Here is a 19,656-nt window from a genome sequence, read left to right on the forward strand (position 1 = left end):
AAATCTTTTAACACTATGATTTTAAATAAAATAAATCTCATGAAAAATGATGGCGTTATTGAATCATGACGTCGGGGCTGGTAGTGTGTCCCAGCGACACTTCCTGCAGGAACCCTATGATGTCATCTGAACAAGCGTATCTGGACCAGTACGATGCCTCGCGCTATGCATCGCCGATTGTCACCGTGGACAGCGTGCTGTTTACCCTGTGGCAGGGGCAGCTGTGCGTGTTACTGGTACAACGTGCTAATCATCCGCAGCGCGGATGGTGGGGGCTACCGGGAGGGTTTATTGATATGCAACAGGATGAATCCACGCGCGACACGGCGCTGCGTAAACTGCGTGAGAAGACCACCGTCAATCCGCCCTGGCTGGAACAGCTGGCAACATTCTCAGGGGCGCACCGTGACCCGCGAGGCTGGAGTCTGACCAGCGCGTGGTATGCCCTGATTGCCGCAGAAAACTGTCAGGCGGAAAGTGATGACGTCAGCGATGCCCAGTGGCAGCCGCTCGACGGTCTGGCACAGCGCAGCGATATCGCTTTTGACCATCAGCAGATTATTGCTGAAGCGCTGCAACGGCTGCGGCAGAAGACGCTCTATTCTCTGCTACCGGTCTACTGCCTGCCCGCCGCCTTCACTCTGACCCAGTTGCAGGAAGTCACTGAGACGATACTGGACCGACCGGTGCAGCGCAAAAGCTTGATCCGCCGCTTTGAGGCTTCAGCGATGTTTGAAGAGACCGGCGACAGCGTTGCCACCGGCGCCCGCAAGGCAAAGCTGTATCGCCTGAAACCTGGCGCGGATATCCATCATTTTTCACGTAACCTGATGAGTGACGATTAAAACGGCTTATCCCCTAAGATCGTCGCCCGGTGCATTATCCGCCGCGCGGGCAGATAATCTGCATTGGCGTAATGCTGCGTCACGCGGTTATCCCAGATCGCCACATCGCCCACCTGCCAGCGCCAGCGTACCTGGAATTCCGGCTTAGTGATGTGGGCAAACAGGAAGTTCAGCAGCGCCTCACTCTCCTTCTCTTTCAGCCCGACAATGCGCGTGGTGAAACCTTCGTTAACGAATAGCGCCTTTTTGCCGCTCACCGGATGGGTGCGGATAACCGGATGCAACAGCGGCGGATTCTTCGCTACCGCCTGCTGCCAGCGCTGGTGCTCCTCTTCACTGCCGCGGTATTTGAACTCCTGGAACGATTTCTTGAAGTCATGCTCGGCCTGCAGGCCGCTCAGCAGTACTTTTAGCGGCTCCGACAGCGCCTCATAAGCCGCAATGCCGCTGGCCCACAGCGTGTCACCGCCGCTTTCCGGCAGCTGCTTCGCCGCGAGGATCGCGCCCGCAGGCGGCGTTTCGATAAAGGTCACATCGGTGTGCCAGGTGTCGTTATCAGGCGGATTATCGTTATGGGTATCCAACACGATAACCTCCTCCACCCCCGGCGCATGCGGATACACCGGGTGGATATGCAGGTCGCCAAAGCGCGCGGCCAGCTGGCGCTGCTGCTGAGGCGTTAGCGGCTGATTACGCAGGAACAGCACCTGATGGCGGATCAACCCGTGATAAAGCTGCTCAAACTGCGCGTCGCTCAGCGGGCGGCTGAGGTCAAGCTCGCTCACTTCGGCGCCGATATACGGTCCCAGCGCCTGAATTTTAATGCGTTCGTTCATTGTTGTACTCCATGCCAGGGGGTTAAGCGGCGCTGTAAGGCGCGTAGCCCCAGCTCCAGCGCAAAGGCGATTAGGGCGATAACGGCAATGCCTGCCAGTACCACGTCAGTCGCCAGGAATTCACCGGCCGACTGCACCATAAAACCCAGACCGCGCGTGGCAGCGATCAGCTCAGCGGCCACCAGCGTGGACCAGCCGACGCCAAGACCAATGCGCAAACCGGTCAGAATTTCCGGCAACGCGCCGGGCAGCACCACAAACCACAGCACCTGCCAGCGGCTGGCGCCGAGCGAACGGGCAGCACGCAGCCGCACCTGCTGGGCACTCTTCACGCCCGCCAGCGCCGACATCGCCACCGGGGCAAAAATGGCCAGGTAGATCAGCAGAATCTTCGAGGTCTCGCCGATGCCAAACCAGATCACCATCAGCGGCAAATAGGCCAGCGGCGGCACCGGGCGGTAGAGCTCAATCAACGGATCGAGGATGCCGCGCACGGTATCATTCAGCCCCATAAAAATGCCGACCGGCACGCCGATAATCACCGCTGCCGCTAGCGCAATCACAATGCGCGTCAGGCTGGCGGCCAGATGCTGCCACAGCGTGGCATCCATAAACCCGGCCGGGCTGGCGATGGTCAGCAGCTGGTGCAGCACCTGCTGCGGCGGCGGCAGAAACAGCGGCGCAATCAGTTTAAGCGCCGTCACGGCCCACCAGACGGCCAGCAGCACCAGCAGCGTGCTGAGGCTGAGCGTCAGATGGCGCGACAGTGGCCAGCGCAGACGCAGTTTGCGCGTGCGGCTCTTCTCATTCACCAGGGAACTCATGCAAACACCTCACGCTGCTGGAACACCCGGCTGAGCACATATTCGCGGCGTTCAATAAAGTCCGGGTCGGATTTAATCGCCCGGCAGCCTTCCCCGGCCGCATAGCGGCGACCGAAGTCGAGCGCCAGCCGTTCGACGATACGCCCCGGCCCCGGCGACAGCAGGATAAGTTCGCTGGCAAGAAACACCGCCTCTTCAATATCGTGGGTAATCAGCAGGATCTGTTTGCCGCTGTCGCGCCATAGGGTCAGCAGCAGCTCCTGCATCTGTTCACGGGTAAAGGCATCGAGCGCGCCGAAAGGCTCATCAAGCAGCAGCAGGCGTGGATCGGCCGCCAGCGCGCGCGCAATACCCACGCGCTGACGCATGCCACCGGAGAGCTGCCAGATAAAGCGTTTCTCCGCCCCCTCCAGCCCCACCTGCTTCAGCACGCGTCTGGCGACGGCGCGGCGCTCGTTTTTCTCCACGCCGGCCAGCTGCAGGCCAAACGCCACGTTATCCAGCACGTTGCGCCACGGCAGCAGCCCCTCATGCTGGAACACCACGCCGCGATCCGCCCCCGGTCCATTCACCGGCTTGCCGTCCAGCGTGATGCTGCCGCTGTCCGCCGGAATAAACCCGGCAATCAGGTTGAGCAGCGTGGTTTTGCCACAGCCGGACGGACCTAAAACCACCACCAGCTCTCCGTTGCCGATCGACAGGTTGATGTCCTGTAATGCCAGCTGGCCTGCATAGCTGGCGCGAAGATGAGACACGGAAAGCATTGGCGATCTCCTACTGGGCGAGAGGTTTAACAAAGCGATCGGTGACAAAGCTGCTGTAGTCATGAGTGACCTGCGGCACTTTGCCCTGCTCCTTGAGGAACGTCGCGGTGTCGACAATCGCCTGATTCACCGGCCCGTTAAGCTGCGTCACCTGCTGCTGCGCGGTCAGATAGGTATTGCCCTCCACCAGCCCCGGTACCTGCGCCGTAGGCACGCCGCTCAGGCGCGACAGCTTGCTGAGATAGTCGTCCTGCTTGAGCCACTGCTGCGGGTTATCGAGGTAAGCTTTCTGCGCATCCAGCGCGCTGCGGGCAAACGCCGTCACCACTTCCGGGTGCTGCTGCGCAAAGTCTTTGCGCACTACCCAGACATCGAGCGTTGGCGATCCCCATTTTCCGACCTCGGCGGAGTCGGTCAGCACCTTGCCATCCTGCTCCAGCTGATTGACGGCGGGCGCCCAGACGTAGGCACCGTCGATATCCCCGCGCTGCCAGGCGGCGATAATCGCCGGCGGCTGTAAGTTAATGATTTGTACCTGGCCCGGCTTAATGCCCCAGTGCTTCAGCGCGGCGAGCAGGCTGTAGTGGGTGGTGGAGATAAACGGCACCGCAATGCGTTTGCCGATCAGGTCTTGCGGATCCTTAATACTTTTCTTCACCACCAGCGCTTCAGAGTTACCCAGCTGGGAAGCGAGCAGGAATACCTCAATCGGCACCTGCTGGCTGGCCGCAACCGCCAGCGGGCTGGAGCCGATATTGCCGATCTGCACGTCGCCAGAGGCCAGCGCGCGCACCACGCTGGAGCCGCTGTCAAACTTACGCCAGTCGACTTTCGCCCCGCTCTCTTTTGCAAAGGTGTTGTCGGCCTGCGCGACCTTCGCCGGTTCCGCCGAGGTTTGATAAGCGATGGTGACATCCACCGCCTGTGCGCCGAGTGCCGTCAGCGACAGTGCTGCCGCCAGAAGTGAAAGTGTGAATTTTGCCGCCATAGCCCGCTCCAGAGAGTATTGTTATTGGGTGTACCCCCCCTTTGTAACCGGGCGCGACTATCGTAATAAAGTAATTAAAAATTATCTTTTATAGCAAAAGCTGCTTAGGAGAAATTGCGGATTCGTTAGCTGAAAAATGGATTTAGGCAGGATGTTAAGGCCGGGCCGGGCATGCCGCGGCCCCTACGGCCGCCATATGCACAGGGGTCGCCATCTGTGTAGGGGCGAGGCACGCCTCGCCCGCGGTTGATTGCGGAGGTCAGTGCCAAATCAGCAGCACGCACGCCGCCGTCAGCAACCCCATAAACACATTGAAGATAGTCCAGGCGCGGCGGCTGCGCAGGATGCGGCCAATCAGCGTGCCGAAGCCTAACCAGATCACTCCTGACACCAGATTCACCAACGCCATGGCGAAGCTAATCGCAATCACTGAGTTTTTATAAGCTTCACCCGCCAGGCTAAAACTGGCGACCGCGCCAAGCGCCATCAGCCAGGCTTTCGGGTTGATCAGCTGCAGCAGGCCGCCCTGCCAGAACGGCATCGGCGTGGCCGGACCCGCGCCGGTTTCCAGCTTCTCATACTCGGCGGTACCGATTTTCCATGCCAGCCACAGCAGATAGAGGCTGCCGGCAATTTTCAGGAACAGGTGCAGCGAGGGATAAAGCAGGATCAAACCGCCAACGCCAAAGGCCACCATCAGCAGCATCACCTGCATGCCGATCATGATACCGATCAGCAACATCAGGGAGCGCAGGAAACCAAAATTAGCACCGGAGGCGGTGAGTAACATATTATTAGGGCCTGGCGTGATAGCAGCGACCCAGAGAAAGCCCAACATTGACAAAAACAGACTCAGTTCCATAGAAAGGGTGCTCCTCACCCACGGCAAATAGACAACCCGACGAAGCTAACAGCGAGCCATGGATCCTACAAGCTCTGACCACATGAATTTTAGTCACCTGACCGATACGGCTTTTCGCCCGCTGGCCGGTGGCAGCAATCCGCATCTGCAAACCATTCTGCCGCGTCTGGTGCGCCGCCGCATAACGCTACAACCGCACTGGCAGCGGCTTACCCTGCCAGATACTGATTTTGTCGATCTGGCGTGGAGCGAAGACCCGGCGGGTGCCCGGCATAAACCGCGCGTGGTGCTGTTTCACGGTTTAGAGGGCAGCTTTAACAGCCCCTACGCGCACGGTCTGCTCCAGGCGTGGAAGGATCGCGGCTGGCTCGGCGTGGTGATGCACTTTCGCGGCTGCAGCGGTGAACCAAACCGTCTCAACCGCATTTACCACTCGGGCGAGACGGAAGACGCCAGCTACTTTTTACAGTGGCTGCGCGACGAATGGGGCAGCGTCCCCACCGCGGCAGTGGGGATCTCACTCGGCGGCAATATGCTGGCCTGCCTGATGGGCAAACAGGGCGATGAGTGCCTGCTGGATGCGGGGGTCGTGGTCTCCGCACCGCTGATGCTGGAGCCGTGCAGCCTGCGGCTGGAGCAGGGTTTTTCCCGCGTCTACCAGCGCTATCTGCTGGGCCTGCTGAAACAGAACGCCGCCCGCAAACTGCAGGCCTGGCCGGGCACGCTGCCGGTCGATCTGGCACAGCTGAAATCCCTGCGCCTGCTGCGCGACTTTGACGATGCGATCACCGCTCGCGCCCACGGCTTCAACGATGCCACCGACTACTACCGCCGCTGCAGCGCCATGCCGCTGTTACCCGGCGTGCGCAAACCGCTGCTGATTATTCACGCCAAAGACGACCCGTTTATGACCCCGGAAGTGATCCCCGATGCTGCCCTGCTGCCCTCCTGCGTGGAGTATCAGCTGACGCAGCACGGCGGGCACGTGGGATTTGTAGGTGGAACGCTGCGTAAGCCACAAATGTGGCTGGAACAGCGCATTCCGCAATGGCTTTCAACCTGGCTGGACAACTGATGATTATTCCCTGGAAAGACCTGGATAGTGAAACCCTCGACAACCTGATCGAGTCTTTTGTGCTGCGCGAAGGTACCGACTATGGCGAGCATGAGCGCTCGCTGACGCAAAAAGTGGCCGACGTGCGCCGCCAGCTGACCAGCGGCGAGGTGGTGCTGGTGTGGTCCGAGCTGCATGAATCGGTCAATATCATGCCGCGCGGGCAGTTCCGCGCCGGTGCGGAAGAGCAGTAGCGCTGAAGCTGCAAATTGTGGCGGGGCGTTGCTTTTTTGGCATCAATACGCGGCGGAGATGACTTTTCCCGGCGAAACATGATACCTATGATCAGCTTGTCAGACCTTTCTTCAGGGAGTTGTACGCCATGTCAGCCAAATTTCCGGTTATCGCCGTCACCGGTTCCAGCGGGGCGGGAACCACCACCACCAGCCTGGCCTTCAGGAAGATCTTCCAGCAGCTTGACCTGCGCGCTGCCGAAGTTGAAGGCGACAGCTTCCACCGTTTTACCCGTCCGGAAATGGACATGGCGATCCGCAAAGCGCGCGATATGGGCAAACACGTCAGCTATTTTGGCCCGGAGGCCAACGACTTTGGCCTGCTGGAGCAGACGTTTACCGAGTATGGCCTCAGCGGTACAGGTCAGTCGCGCAAGTATCTGCACACCTACGATGAAGCCGTGCCGTGGAACCAGGTTCCGGGCACCTTCACGCCCTGGCAGCCGCTGCCTGGCCCAACCGACGTGCTGTTCTATGAAGGATTGCACGGCGGCGTCGTCACTCCGCAGCACAACGTGGCGGATAAAGTGGACCTGCTGGTCGGCGTGGTGCCGATCGTCAACCTGGAGTGGATCCAGAAACTGGTGCGCGACACCGGCGAACGCGGCCACTCGCGCGAAGCGGTGATGGACTCGGTGGTACGCTCGATGGAGGACTACATCAACTTCATCACGCCGCAGTTCTCCCGCACCCATATTAACTTCCAGCGCGTGCCGACGGTGGATACCTCAAACCCCTTTGCCGCACGCGGCATCCCCTCGCTTGACGAGAGCTTTGTGGTGATCCACTTTCAGGGGCTGGAAGATATCGACTTCCCCTACCTGCTGAGCATGTTACAGGGGTCGTTTATCTCACACATTAAGACTCTGGTGGTGCCGGGCGGCAAAATGGGGCTGGCGATGGAGCTGATAATGGGGCCGCTGGTTAAACGTTTGATGGAAGGTAAAAAGATCGTTTGAGCGGCCCCGGCAGGCGTTACTGCATTAATATCTGATGGATAAAGCCAACGTGCAGGCGCACGCCTATTGCCAGCACGTCCTCATCGAGGCGGAAGTGCGGGTTGTGCAGATTCCATATCGCCCCTTTTGCCTTATTACCGCTACCGACCCAGACAAAACAGCCCGGCACCACCTTCTGATACGCGGAAAAATCCTCACAGCCGAACATCGGATGCGGCAGGATTTTTAACGCCTCATCGCCCAGCGTGCCGACCACCGTATCGCGGGCAATGCGCGTGGCCTCCGGATGATTGACGCCAATGGCGTAGCCCGGCGTCCATTTCAGCGCAAAGCTTCCTCCGGCTGCGGCGGTGATGCCCTCGATCATTTTCTCCATCATCTGCGGGATTTCACTACGCGCACGGTTGCTTAGCGTGCGCAGCGTGCCGCGCAGGTGGGCGCTGTCGGGAATGACGTTATAGCCACCATCAGCGATAAAGCTCGCCACGCTCAGCACCGCCCGATCGTTGGGATCCAGCCTGCGCGACACGATCTGCTGTAGCGCCTGTACCACGCCGGATGCCAGCACCACCGGGTCGACGCTCTCCTGCGGCAGCGCGGCATGTGAACCTTTCCCCTGAATCATCAGATCGAAATTATCGCTGGCGGCGCTGAAAACGCCTTCGGTCAGTCCGGCCGTCCCGGTGGGGAAATTCGGCATGACGTGCAGCCCGAAGATCTTCTCAACGCCGTTGAGCACGCCGTGTTTGATCAGCTCCTGCGCGCCACCCGGCGGCACTTCTTCCGCGTGTTGGAAGATAAAGCGCACGGTGCCGCTTAGCTGCGCCTGCTGATGGCATAGCACCCAGGCCGCACCGAGCAGCATGGCGGTATGCGCATCGTGCCCGCAGGCGTGCATCACCCCGTTGTTTTGCGAGGTAAAGGGTTCATTGTTGAGTTCGGTGATCGGCAGCGCATCCATATCGGCACGCAGCGCGACGCATGGGCCGCTGCGCGCGCCCGGCAGTTCCGCCACCACGCTGGTTGGCGTTGGCCGTTTAATTTTTAACGGGCCAAACTTCGCCAGTTCAGCAGCGACATAATCTGCGGTGCCATGCTCATGGAATGAGAGTTCGGCATTGGCATGAATATGACGCCGCCACACCAGCACTTTGTCGGTGATTTCCTTGCTTAACGTTTCAGTGTTCATGATAACTCCGGGTTTAAGGAAGAGAGGTAAGCACGCCGGCTGCCCGGCAGAAGAGCCAGTCCCGCCAGCAGTATCGCTATCATCAGAAACAGAAAGGCACCAAGGTAAGTGCCATGGCCAGCGGCCACTAAATAGCCCATCACAATCGGCCCGACGAAGCCGCCCAGTACTCCTCCGGCATTCAGTAAACCGATAATCGAGCCGGTCACCGCGAGCGGAAAACGCTTCATCGGCAGCGTAAAGGTGGTGATAAAGGTGCCGATAAGGGCCGCATTGGTAATACAGAGGCCGATTGTGCTCATCAGCACGCTGGAGGAGAGGTAAATCATCAGCATCCCCGCCGCCGCAATCAGCGACGCCAGGCAGATTACCCAGGGTTCACGCCCGGCCAGATAACGCCCCACCAGCCAGCCGCCAGCCACCGATGTCAGTGCGCTACCAACCCCGGAAATGCTCATCATCTGCCCGACGGCGGAGAGCGGCAGTCCGCGATGAGTGAGAAAGCTGGGCAGCCAGCTCACCAGGCCGTAAACCGGCACATTCAGCAGAAAGTTAGTGCAGAACAGCTGCCATAAAAGCGGCTGGCGTAGCGCACTGTGCAGGCCGACTTCGCCAGCTGGAATGAGGATCACCCGCGGCGAGCGCGGCAACAGCAGCACCATGCTCGCGGCTACCATCAGCACCAGCACGGCCAGGATCATATAGGCGTGATGCCAGTTCATTTTATCCAGCGCCCATACCGCCAGCAGCGGCCCGATGGCCATCGCCAGCCCGGAGGAGGAGAGCAGCAGCGACTGGGCGAAGGTGCGGTGATGCAGCGCAAAATTGGCACTTACGGCTTTCGCGCTGGCGCTTGGATAACCCGAGTGGCCGATCCCCGCCATAAAACGAAAGCTCAGCAGCAGAGCAAAGGTGACACCGAGCCAGCCAAACAGCAGCGCACACAGCCCAAGCAACGACAGCGAGAGCACCAGCATGCGCCGGTAGCCTATGCGATCGTTTAACCAGCCGGCGGGAAACTGAAACAGCGCATAAGCGAGGAAGAAGATGCCACCGATATATCCCACCTGCTGCGGCGCGAGATGGAACTCCTGGCGAAGGGGTAATAGCACAAAGCCCATCACCGTTTTATCCAGATAGACAAGGACATAGCCCATAAACAGCAGGCAGAGCATTAATGCATGCGAAGTCACTTTCATAACGCGATCCTGTAATAAATCTGAAGAATCAATCTGTTAGATTTGAATTCCACAATCGGTTATAAATTGAACCATAGCAATTCATCCATCGTTGCACTTAACATGCTGATAACATTTTTTTTACGCACACACCGGCATAAATTCTGAAAATTAATCTTTTCTTTATGATTAATATCAATAATTTATTGGTATATTGCCGCATGCTGTTGCGCAGCCAGGTCCCCTTTCAGGACTTTTTCCCACTATGCTGAAGCGAGACAACAGAAGACAGTGCGTGCAAGCTGTGCTACAAACAAAGCTGTAATATTTCGTCGGCACTTCGATGCACGAGAAATACGGGACGACAAAACGAGCCAAGCTCTGATCAGAGGCCCGGAAAAATTTTCCTATGGGAACGCTTGAATATTTCTACGCCTGACAGGGAATACCCCCCTGTGCACCCTAAGCATTGCAAAATGACGGGTGACATTAGGCTCGATTACAACAGAGGATAATAGCGAATGGTTCTCGGCAAACCGCAAACAGACCCGACTCTCGAATGGTTCCTGTCACATTGCCATATTCACAAATATCCATCCAAAAGCACGCTGATCCATCAAGGTGAAAAAGCGGAAACCCTCTACTACATCGTCAAAGGCGCGGTAGCGGTGCTGATCAAGGATGAAGAAGGCAAAGAGATGATCCTCTCTTACCTCAATCAGGGTGATTTCATCGGTGAACTGGGCCTCTTTGAAGAGGGTCAGGAGCGTAGCGCGTGGGTACGTGCGAAGAGCGCCTGTGAAGTGGCTGAAATATCTTATAAAAAATTCCGTCAGCTGATTCAGGTGAATCCTGACATCCTGATGCGCCTCTCATCACAGATGGCGCGTCGCCTGCAGGTGACGTCTGAGAAAGTGGGCAACTTAGCTTTCCTCGACGTGACGGGCCGCATTGCGCAGACGCTGCTGAACCTGGCGAAACAGCCGGATGCCATGACCCACCCGGATGGCATGCAGATTAAGATTACCCGCCAGGAGATTGGCCAGATTGTCGGCTGCTCTCGTGAAACCGTCGGCCGTATTCTGAAAATGCTGGAAGATCAAAACCTGATCTCTGCACACGGTAAGACTATCGTCGTTTACGGCACACGCTAACCGGCGCTGAACTCACGGCGCGACATCCCTGTCGCGCCTTTTTTATTTGGTGCAGCGCATGTGGCGGAGAATCATCTATCACCCCGAAGTAAACTATGCCCTGAGACAGACGCTGGTGCTGTGTCTGCCGGTGGCGATTGGCTGGCTGCTGGGCGACCTGCAACGCGGCCTGCTGTTCTCTTTAGTGCCCGCCTGCTGCAACAACGCCGGTCTCGATACCCCCCATAAACGCTTCTTCAAACGCCTGATCGTTGGCGGCAGCCTGTTTGCCTTCAGCAGTTTCCTGATCCAGTTTGCGGGCGCTGAAGGCGTTCCGCTGCCGGCGATCCTGCTGGTGATGGCGCTGCTGCTTGGCGTCACCGGGGAGATCAGTCCGCTGCACGCCCGCCTGCTGCCTGCTTCGCTGATTGCCGCCATCTTCACCCTCAGCCTCGCCGGGCGCATGCCGATGTGGGAACCCCCGCTGCTGTATATCCTCGGCACCGTCTGGTACGGCGCGTTTAACTGGTTCTGGTTCTGGCTGTGGAAAGAGCAGCCGATGCGTGAAACGCTCAGCCTGCTGTATCGCGAGCTGGCTGACTACTGCGAAGCAAAATATACCCTGCTGACCAAACTCACCGATCCACAAACCGCCCTGCCTCCCCTGCTGGCACGTCAGCAAAAAGCGGTCGATCTGATCAACACCTGCTACCAGCAGATGCATATGCTTTCTGCCAACCGCGACAGCCATTATCAGCGCCTGACGCGGGCTTTTCAGGTGGCGCTGGATTTACAGGAGCACATTGCCGTCAGCCTGCATCAGCCGGAAGAGGTGCAGAAACTGGTGGAGAAAAGCCACGCCGAGGCGGTGATCCGCTGGAATGCGCAGACCATTGCTGCGCGGCTGCGGGTACTGGCCGATGATATTCTCTACCATCGCTTCGCCGAGCGTTTCACCATGGATAAACAGCTGCAGGCGCTGGAGAAGATCGCCCGCCAGCACCCGGATAACCCGGTCGGTAACTTCTGCTACTACCACTTCAGCCGCATTGGCCGCGTACTGCGCACTCAGCACCCGCTCTACCGCCGCGACCTGATGGCCGACCGTCAGCGCCGCCTGCCGCTGCTGCGGGCGCTGAAGAGCTATCTGTCGCTGAAATCGGCCGCGCTGCGCACCGCTGCGCGCTTCGCGGTGATGCTGACCTTTGCCAGTTCGCTGGCGCTGTTCTTCAACCTGCCGAAACCGTACTGGATCCTGATGACCGTGATGTTCGTCAGCCTGAACGGCTATAGCGCCACCCGCGTGCGCATCCAGCACCGAGCGCTCGGCACGCTGGCCGGGCTGGCGGTTGCCGCCGGGACGCTGGGCATGCACGTGCCGGAGCCGTGGATACTGAGCATCATGCTGGTGATTACCCTGGTGAGCTATCTGTTTATCCGCAAGTTTTATGGCTGGGCCACGGTAGGCTTTACCGTCACGGCGGTGTACACGCTGCAGCTGCTGTCGCTGAACGGCGCGCAGTTCCTGCTGCCGCGCCTGATGGATACGCTGATGGGCTGCCTGATTGCCTTTGGCGGCATGATCTGGCTGTGGCCGCAGTGGCAGAGCGGGCTGCTGCGCCAGAATGCGCACGATGCGCTGGAGACCTACCAGAGCGCGTTACAGCTACTGCTGGGCAACGAACAGGATGCGGTGAAGCTGGCGTATCAGCGCATGGAGGTAAACCAGGCGCACAATGCGCTGTTTAACTCGCTGCATCAGGCGATGCAGGAGCCGGGCTTTAACTCCAGCTATCTGTCCGATATGCAGCTGTGGGTGACGCACAGCCAGTTTATTGTCGAACATATCAACGCCATGACTATCCTGGCACGCGAACACACCATGCTGACGCCGACGCTGGCGGAGCGCTATTTACAGTCGTGTGAGATTGCGCTGCAGCGCTGTCAGCAGCGGCTGGAGTATGACGGGCCGAGTTCAGAGACTAACGTGCTGGAGGTACCGGAAGATTTTCATCAGGGGCCGGTGACCATTATGGAGCGCCATGTGAAGCGCATTCTGGGGCATCTTGGCGTGATGTATACCATTTCATCACTGACCTGGAGCCAGCGCCCGCATCATGGCCGCTGGCTGTCACGACGCCTGAGGAAATCCTCAAAATAACGTAGCGGCGGACCCTTTATTTCGGTCCACCCGCCAGCAGCATGCCCATCATCAGCAAGGGGCGACCGGAAAAAAGGTCGCCCCCTACGATCAAGCGATCACCTCAGCACCTTTTCTATCGCCGTGGCAAACCGCGCCATGCCTTCGGCGATATCGGCCGGTTCAATGACCAACGACGGCGCAAAACGCATCACGTCGGTGCCGGCAACCAGTACCATCACCCCTTCAGCTGCGGCGGCATTGAGGATATCGCGCGCTTTGCCCGCATGCTGCGGCTTAAGCGCGGCACCAATTAACAGCCCCTGCCCGCGAATATCGCTAAACAGATCGAAGCGGGCATCCAGCGCTTTTAACTGCTCGACAAACAGCTGGCGGCGTTCGGCGACCCCGTTGAGCACTTCCGGCGTATTGATAATATCCAGCGCCGCTTCCGCCACCGCACAGGCCAGCGGATTGCCGCCATAGGTGGTGCCGTGTACGCCTGGGGCCATCACCGAAGCAATCTCGTTGGTGGTCAGCATTGCGCTCACCGGGAAACCGCCGCCCAGCGCCTTGGCTGTGGTGACGATATCCGGCTTCACGCCGTAGTGCTCATGGGCAAACAGCTTGCCACTGCGCCCCATGCCGCTCTGCACTTCATCCAGCACCAGCAGTGCCTGATGCTCGTCACACAGCTGACGCAGCCCCTGTAGAAACTCCTGGGTCGCAGGGATCACGCCACCCTCACCCTGGATTGGCTCAACGACAATCGCGCAGGTGTGATCGTCGATCACCGCTTTCACCGCCGCCAGATCGTTGAACGGCACATGGACGATATCCGCCGGTTTCGGCCCGAAGCCATCGGAATATTTCGGCTGTCCGCCGACCGATACGGTGAAGAGCGTGCGGCCGTGGAAGGCGTTATGGAAGGCGATGATTTTGCTTTTGAACGGGCTATGGCGCTTGGTGGCGTAGTAGCGCGCCAGTTTGAATGCCGCTTCGTTGGCTTCCGCACCGGAGTTGGCAAAGAACACGCGCTCGGCAAAGGTGGCGTTGATCAGCTTAGAGGCCAGGCGCAGCGCCGGCTCGTTGGTAAACACGTTGCTGGTGTGCCACAGGGTTTCCCCCTGGGTTTTTAACGCCTCCACCAGCGCAGGATGACAGTGGCCCAGCGCGGTCACCGCGATGCCGCCGGAGAAGTCGATATACTCTTTGCCCTGCTGGTCCCAGACGCGGCTGCCTTTGCCTTTCACCGGCACAAACTGCGCTGGTGCATAAACAGGCAAAATCACCTCATCAAATGTCGCCCGCGTTACCGCTAATTTTTCCGCTGCCATTCACTACCTCGCCATTGAGTCATTTCAGGAATGTGAAATTATAGTCATAAAATATGCATAAAAAATCACAACAAGGCAACCATTAATCAGCCTTTGAGGAAATTAGCCAGTAGCTGATGCCCCTGCTCGCTGAGGATGCTCTCCGGGTGAAACTGTACGCCTTCCAGCGGCAGGGTGCGGTGACGAAAGCCCATGATCTCATCCGGCTGGCCGTCGCGCAGCGTCCACGCGGTCAGTTCAAACTGCGCGGGCAGGCTCTCAACGATCAGCGAATGGTAGCGGGTAACGGTCAGCGGATGATTAAGCCCGGCAAACACGCCGCCATCGTTATGCTCAATCGCGCAGGTTTTGCCGTGCATCACCTGGCGGGCGCGCACCACGCGAGCACCAAATGCCTGGGCGATGGCCTGATGCCCCAGGCACACCCCGAGTATCGGCAGCTGGCCCGCAAAGTGGCGAATAGCCTCAAGGGAGATCCCGGCATCATCCGGTGTGCAGGGTCCGGGGGAGATGACCAGCCGTTGCGGTGACAGCGCGCTGATTTCAGCCAGGGTGATGTCGTCATTGCGCCGCACCAGCACCTCCGCCCCCAGTTCTGAAAAATATTGGTAAAGGTTCCAGGTAAAGGAGTCGTAGTTGTCGATTAGCAGCAGCATGGGGGATCCCCAGGAGAAAATAGCAGAAGGAAAATAGCTGGGCCGCCAGCAGGCGGCCCGGGCAAAGCTGACCGTCAGATAATTATGGCAGCACTTTGGCAGAGAGGATGACGACCGGTTTTTCCGGCACATTCTGGTATGGACCGAAGGTTTTGGTCGGTACCTGAGCAATCTTATCGGCAACGTCCATACCTTTAACCACTTTACCAAATACTGCGTAGCCAAAATCGCGCTGGCCGTGGTCGAGGAAAGCGTTATCCGCCACGTTGATAAAGAACTGGCTGGTGGCGCTGTCTTTATCCGCAGTGCGGGCCATGGAGATAGTGCCGCGCTTGTTTAACAGGCCGTTATCCGCCTCATTCTTGATGGGCGGTTTTGGCTGTTTCTGCTGCATATCGGCAGTGAAACCGCCGCCCTGCAGCATGAAGCCTGGGATCACGCGGTGAAAGATGGTGTTGTTATAAAAACCACTGTTCACGTAATCCACAAAATTAGCCACCGATACCGGTGCTTTCTGGTTATTCAGTTCCAGTTCAATACTGCCTGCTGAAGTGGTCAGCAGCACATGCGTGTCCCCCTTCGCAGCAACAGCGGCGGCAGAGACAGTAGACAGTGCGAGAACTGTCGCCAGCGCGGTCAAAGTACGTTTCAACATGAAAAATTCCTTACTGAGGGCAACAAACCAAAAAAACTCTGCTGATTGTAAAGAGGCACTTACCAACGCGCCAGCGTTTTACCTTTATTTACTCATTAATCTTATGACGCAACCGCTTCCGCATAGGGAAAATTAGTGATTAAGATCACGTTATGAATGAAATATGAAAATATTTGTTTCAGTAAAGATTTAAGCAGATCACGAATCTGGTTAAACTTCTCCCGTTTATCACGGGCACTCCGCCGGTGACCTTCTTTATCAACAGGTTTCCACTATGACAAATCGCGATCGAATTGGGCTTACCTGGATCAGCTTCTTCTCTTACGCGCTGACCGGTGCAGTGGTTATCGTTACCGGTATGGTGCTGGAGAATATCGCTGCTTACTTCCAGCTGCCCGTGGCTCAGATGAGCAACACCTTCACCTTCCTTAACGCCGGGATCCTGCTGGCGGTATTCCTGAATGCCTGGCTGATGGAGATCGTGCCGCTGAAGCGCCAGCTGATCTTCGGTTTCGTGTTGATGGTACTGGCGGTGCTGGGCCTGATGACCAGCCACAGCCTCACCGTCTTCTCGCTGTGTATGTTCGTGCTGGGCGTGGTAAGCGGGATTACCATGTCGATTGGTACTTTCCTGATCACTCACCTGTATGAAGGGCGCCAGCGCGGTTCACGCCTGCTGTTTACCGACTCCTTCTTTAGCATGGCCGGGACGATTTTCCCGATCATTGCCGCGGCTATCCTTGCCCGCTCCCTGCCGTGGTACTGGGTTTATGCCTGCATCGGCGTAATCTACGTGGCGATCTTCGTTCTGGCGCTGTGCTTTGAATTCCCGGTTCTCGGAAAGAAAACCGCCAGCGGCGCGCCAGTCAACAAAGAGAAATGGGGCGTCGGCGTGGGTTTCCTCGCCATTGCTGCCCTGTGCTACATCCTCGGCCAGCTGGGCTTTATCGGTTGGGTGCCGCTGTACGCGACCAAAAATATGGGCATGGATATCGGCCAGGCCGGTAGCCTGGTAGGCAACTTCTGGACCGCCTATATGATCGGCATGTGGGCCTTCAGCGCCATTCTGCGCTTCTTCGACCCGCAGCGTATCCTGACCGTTCTGGCGCTGGCAGCGACCGCACTGATGTACTGGTTTATCAGCGAAACTGACGCCTCAATGCTGAAGTGGATCATGATGAGCCTGGGCTTCTTCTCCAGCGCTATCTACACCACCATCATTACCCTCGGCTCGCTGCAGACCAAAGTGGCCTCGCCTAAGCTGGTCAACTTTATCCTCACCTGCGGTACCGTTGGCACAATGCTGACCTTCGTGGTTACCGGCCCTATCGTAGACAGCCACGGCCCGCACGCCGCGCTGGCAACCGCAAACGGCCTGTACGCCGTGGTGTTTGTTATGTGTCTGCTGCTCGGCTTCGTCAGCAAGCACAAGCTGCACGGACATATGGGTTCGCATTAATTCACGCCTGAAACCTTTCATACGGGGCGACCGGAAAAAATGGTCGCCCCCTACCGTTGTCTATCGTTTGAAATCCACCTTCTCGCTCTCAGCAAGATGAATGGTGCTGGCGGCAGGCACGGTCTCGGCGATGACCTTGCCGTGACGGATAGAGTAGCGCACCGGCACCTGACGGCGCAGGGCATCGAAGCCGCTGTCGGCAGGCAGGATCACCAGGTTAGCGCTGTTACCGCTCTGAATGCCGTAATCCGGCAGCTGTAGCGCTCTGGCGCTGTTAGTGGTGATAAGCTTGATGCCGGAGTCCAGCTGGTCGTAACCCATCAGCTGGCAGACGTGCAGCCCCATATGCAGCACCTGCAGCATGCTGGCTGTACCCAGCGGATACCAGGGGTCATACACATCGTCATGGCCAAAACAGACGTTGATACCGGCTTCCAGCATCTCCTTCACCCGCGTAATCCCCCGGCGCTTTGGATAGCTGTCAAAGCGCCCCTGCAGATGGATATTCACCAGCGGATTAGCCACAAAGTTGATCCCGGAGAGCTTCAGCAGGCGAAACAGCCGTGAAGTGTAAGCTCCGTTATAGGAGTGCATCGCGGTGGTATGGCTGGCAGTGACGCGCGCGCCCATCTTCTCGCGGTGGGCCAGGGCCGCCACGGTTTCAACAAAGCGCGACTGCTCGTCGTCGATTTCATCACAGTGTACGTCCACCATGCGCTGATACTTCTGCGCCAGCGCAAAGGTCTTATGCAGCGATTCGACGCCGTATTCGCGGGTAAACTCAAAATGCGGGATGGCACCAACCACGTCCGCGCCCAGCTGCAGTGCCTGTTCCAGCAGAGCTTCACCATCAGGATAAGAGAGGATCCCCTCCTGCGGGAACGCCACCAGCTGAATCTCTACCCACGGCGCCATCTCCTGCTTAACTTCCAGCATCGCTTTCAGCGCGGTCAGCGTCGGGTCGGAAACATCGATATGGGTACGCACGTGCTGAATGCCATTAGCAATCTGCCACTTCAGCGTCTGACGGGCGCGCTGTTTAACATCCTCATGGGTCAACAGTGCCTTACGCTCCGCCCAGCGCTCAATTCCTTCAAACAGGGTGCCGGACTGGTTCCACGCCGGTTCTCCCGCCGTCTGGGTGGTATCAAGATGGATATGCGGTTCAATAAAGGGGGGAATGGCCAGGCCGCCTTCGGCATCCAGCGCGGCCCCGCCTGCGATGTTTTGTGGCTGCGGCGCAACGCGGGCGATTTTGCCCTGCTGGATCTCAATCTGCCACAGCCCTTCACGCCACGGCAGGCGCACGTTGTTAATCCACTGTAATTCGGCTTGCATGGAAACCCTCCGTTATCAACGATATGCTTTTAACCATATCACTGTTCACGGCGGGAGCAGGAAATCTTCGGGAAAGGAATTTATCGGGGGCGGGATCTGGCGTAGGGGTCGGGCATGCCCGACCCACGGAACGATATTATGGCTGTGCCACGAAGCCGACGGCCTCATACACTTTCTTCAGCGTTTCCTGCGCCTGAGCACGGGCTTTTGCCGCACCGTCACGCATCACCTGGTCGAGGAACGCTTCATCGTTGCGGAAGCGGTGATAGCGCTCCTGCAGCTCGCCCAGCATCTGCGATACCGCATCCGCCACGGCACCCTTCAGGTGACCATACATCTGGCCCGCGAATTCAGCTTCCAGCTCGGCAACCGGCTTACCGGTGACGCCTGACAGGATATCCAGCAGGTTTGACACGCCCGGCTTCTCTTTCACATCGTAGCGCACCACCGGTGGCTCATCGCCGTCGGTCATCGCACGTTTAATCTTCTTCACCACCGACTTCGGATCTTCCAGCAGGCCGATAACGTTATTGCGGTTATCGTCAGACTTGGACATCTTCTTGGTCGGCTCCAGCAGCGACATCACGCGCGCGCCAGATTTCGGAATAAACGGCTCAGGCACTTTGAAGATTTCGCCGTACAGCGCGTTGAAGCGCGAAGCGACATCGCGGCTTAGCTCCAGATGCTGCTTCTGGTCTTCACCGACCGGTACCTGCGTGGTCTGGTACAGCAGGATATCGGCCGCCATCAGCACCGGGTAATCAAACAGGCCGGCGTTGATATTCTCTTCATAGCGCGCGGACTTATCCTTGAACTGAGTCATGCGGCTCAGCTCACCGAAGTAGGTGTAGCAGTTGAGGATCCAACCCAGCTGGGTGTGTTCCGGCACATGCGACTGAACGAAGATGGTGCTCTTCTGCGGGTCAATCCCGCAGGCGAGGTAGAGTGCCAGCGTATCCAGCGTCGCTTTGCGCAGCGCGACCGGATCCTGGCGCACGGTGATGGCATGCAAATCAACGATGCAGTAGATACAGTGATAGTCATCCTGCATCTGGACCCACTGACGCAGCGCACCCATATAGTTACCGATGGTCAGTTCACCTGAAGGCTGTGCGCCGCTAAATACGATGGGTTTGCTCATGTTTC

At 58.1% G+C, this 19,656-nt stretch carries 19 protein-coding genes; 7 read left to right on the forward strand and 12 right to left on the reverse strand.

The window, feature by feature from the left end; translation table 11 throughout:
• Positions 1-119: 119 nt before the first annotated feature.
• Positions 120-845, forward strand: coding sequence for an NUDIX hydrolase (locus ACLI4M_RS07945; RefSeq protein WP_099754844.1), 726 nt, complete (start codon positions 120-122; stop codon positions 843-845).
• On the opposite strand, the gene tauD is transcribed toward ACLI4M_RS07945, so the two are convergent.
• The 5 genes from tauD to ACLI4M_RS07970 form a co-directional block, all read right to left on the reverse strand.
• On the reverse strand, positions 842-1,681 hold the full coding sequence (gene tauD / locus ACLI4M_RS07950; protein WP_133622561.1) for a taurine dioxygenase: 840 nt from the start codon (positions 1,679-1,681) through the stop codon (positions 842-844). The genes ACLI4M_RS07945 and tauD overlap by 4 nt on opposite strands.
• The gene (gene tauC / locus ACLI4M_RS07955; RefSeq protein WP_048917656.1) at positions 1,678-2,505 is read right to left on the reverse strand and encodes a taurine ABC transporter permease TauC; all 828 of its coding nucleotides are present in this window, start codon (positions 2,503-2,505) and stop codon (positions 1,678-1,680) included. Before tauC ends, tauD begins: the two co-directional genes overlap by 4 nt.
• Complete coding sequence (gene tauB / locus ACLI4M_RS07960) at positions 2,502-3,269, reverse strand: taurine ABC transporter ATP-binding subunit (protein ID WP_048917657.1); 768 nt, start codon at positions 3,267-3,269, stop codon at positions 2,502-2,504. The genes tauC and tauB overlap by 4 nt, the downstream gene beginning before the upstream one ends.
• 10 nt (positions 3,270-3,279) lie before the next feature.
• Positions 3,280-4,257 carry a taurine ABC transporter substrate-binding protein gene (gene tauA / locus ACLI4M_RS07965; RefSeq protein ID WP_048917658.1) on the reverse strand — a complete coding sequence of 326 codons (978 nt, stop codon included), beginning with the start codon at positions 4,255-4,257 and terminating at the stop codon, positions 3,280-3,282.
• Positions 4,258-4,516: 259 nt separating this feature from the next.
• Complete coding sequence (locus ACLI4M_RS07970) at positions 4,517-5,119, reverse strand: LysE family transporter (protein WP_133622560.1); 603 nt, start codon at positions 5,117-5,119, stop codon at positions 4,517-4,519.
• Between the two features lie 58 nt (positions 5,120-5,177).
• Here ACLI4M_RS07970 and ACLI4M_RS07975 point away from each other — a divergent pair, with 58 nt between their 5' ends.
• The 3 genes from ACLI4M_RS07975 (at position 5,178) to ACLI4M_RS07985 (ending at position 7,425) form a co-directional block, all read left to right on the forward strand.
• Positions 5,178-6,194 (forward strand): hydrolase, encoded by a 1,017-nt coding sequence (locus ACLI4M_RS07975; protein ID WP_133622559.1) that lies wholly within the window; start codon positions 5,178-5,180, stop codon positions 6,192-6,194.
• Entirely contained in the window at positions 6,194-6,427 is a 234-nt protein-coding gene (locus ACLI4M_RS07980; RefSeq protein WP_048917661.1) for a YheU family protein, read from the forward strand. The genes ACLI4M_RS07975 and ACLI4M_RS07980 overlap by 1 nt, the downstream gene beginning before the upstream one ends.
• A 128-nt stretch (positions 6,428-6,555) precedes the next feature.
• Positions 6,556-7,425 (forward strand): phosphoribulokinase, encoded by an 870-nt coding sequence (locus ACLI4M_RS07985; RefSeq protein WP_048917662.1) that lies wholly within the window; start codon positions 6,556-6,558, stop codon positions 7,423-7,425.
• A gap of 16 nt (positions 7,426-7,441) precedes the next feature.
• Here the strand turns inward: ACLI4M_RS07985 and ACLI4M_RS07990 are convergent, their stop codons facing one another.
• Together ACLI4M_RS07990 and ACLI4M_RS07995 are read right to left on the reverse strand one after the other, a co-directional pair.
• On the reverse strand, positions 7,442-8,614 hold the full coding sequence (locus ACLI4M_RS07990; protein ID WP_133622558.1) for an amidohydrolase: 1,173 nt from the start codon (positions 8,612-8,614) through the stop codon (positions 7,442-7,444).
• The gene (locus ACLI4M_RS07995) at positions 8,611-9,813 is read right to left on the reverse strand and encodes an MFS transporter (RefSeq protein WP_413449786.1); all 1,203 of its coding nucleotides are present in this window, start codon (positions 9,811-9,813) and stop codon (positions 8,611-8,613) included. Before ACLI4M_RS07995 ends, ACLI4M_RS07990 begins: the two co-directional genes overlap by 4 nt.
• 500 nt (positions 9,814-10,313) lie before the next feature.
• On the opposite strand from ACLI4M_RS07995, the gene crp reads away from it, so the two are divergent.
• Complete coding sequence (gene crp, locus ACLI4M_RS08000; protein ID WP_048917664.1) at positions 10,314-10,946, forward strand: cAMP-activated global transcriptional regulator CRP; 633 nt, start codon at positions 10,314-10,316, stop codon at positions 10,944-10,946.
• Between the two features lie 58 nt (positions 10,947-11,004).
• Positions 11,005-13,086 (forward strand): YccS/YhfK family putative transporter, encoded by a 2,082-nt coding sequence (locus ACLI4M_RS08005; RefSeq protein WP_133622557.1) that lies wholly within the window; start codon positions 11,005-11,007, stop codon positions 13,084-13,086.
• A 98-nt stretch (positions 13,087-13,184) separates the two neighbouring features.
• On the opposite strand, the gene argD is transcribed toward ACLI4M_RS08005, so the two are convergent.
• The 3 genes from argD to ppiA all read right to left on the reverse strand — a co-directional run bounded on the left by argD (position 13,185) and on the right by ppiA (position 15,713).
• The gene (argD, locus tag ACLI4M_RS08010; protein ID WP_133622556.1) at positions 13,185-14,402 is read right to left on the reverse strand and encodes a bifunctional acetylornithine/succinyldiaminopimelate transaminase; all 1,218 of its coding nucleotides are present in this window, start codon (positions 14,400-14,402) and stop codon (positions 13,185-13,187) included.
• Positions 14,403-14,488: 86 nt separating this feature from the next.
• Entirely contained in the window at positions 14,489-15,058 is a 570-nt protein-coding gene (locus tag ACLI4M_RS08015; RefSeq protein ID WP_048917666.1) for an aminodeoxychorismate synthase component II, read from the reverse strand.
• Between the two features lie 82 nt (positions 15,059-15,140).
• The gene (gene ppiA / locus ACLI4M_RS08020; RefSeq protein WP_048917667.1) at positions 15,141-15,713 is read right to left on the reverse strand and encodes a peptidylprolyl isomerase A; all 573 of its coding nucleotides are present in this window, start codon (positions 15,711-15,713) and stop codon (positions 15,141-15,143) included.
• 274 nt (positions 15,714-15,987) lie between these two features.
• Between ppiA and tsgA the strand changes: the two genes are divergently transcribed.
• A complete protein-coding gene (tsgA, locus tag ACLI4M_RS08025; protein ID WP_048917668.1) occupies positions 15,988-17,172 on the forward strand; it encodes an MFS transporter TsgA in 1,185 nt (394 codons plus the stop codon).
• A 60-nt stretch (positions 17,173-17,232) separates the two neighbouring features.
• Here the strand turns inward: tsgA and ACLI4M_RS08030 are convergent, their stop codons facing one another.
• The gene (locus ACLI4M_RS08030) at positions 17,233-18,510 is read right to left on the reverse strand and encodes a cytosine deaminase (protein ID WP_133622555.1); all 1,278 of its coding nucleotides are present in this window, start codon (positions 18,508-18,510) and stop codon (positions 17,233-17,235) included.
• Between the two features lie 136 nt (positions 18,511-18,646).
• On the reverse strand, positions 18,647-19,651 hold the full coding sequence (trpS, locus tag ACLI4M_RS08035; RefSeq protein WP_048917670.1) for a tryptophan--tRNA ligase: 1,005 nt from the start codon (positions 19,649-19,651) through the stop codon (positions 18,647-18,649).
• Positions 19,652-19,656: the final 5 nt, after the last annotated feature.

It is taken from the genome of Erwinia sp. LJJL01, from assembly GCF_047300805.2.
In the GTDB taxonomy this organism is placed as follows: domain Bacteria; phylum Pseudomonadota; class Gammaproteobacteria; order Enterobacterales; family Enterobacteriaceae; genus Erwinia; species Erwinia aphidicola.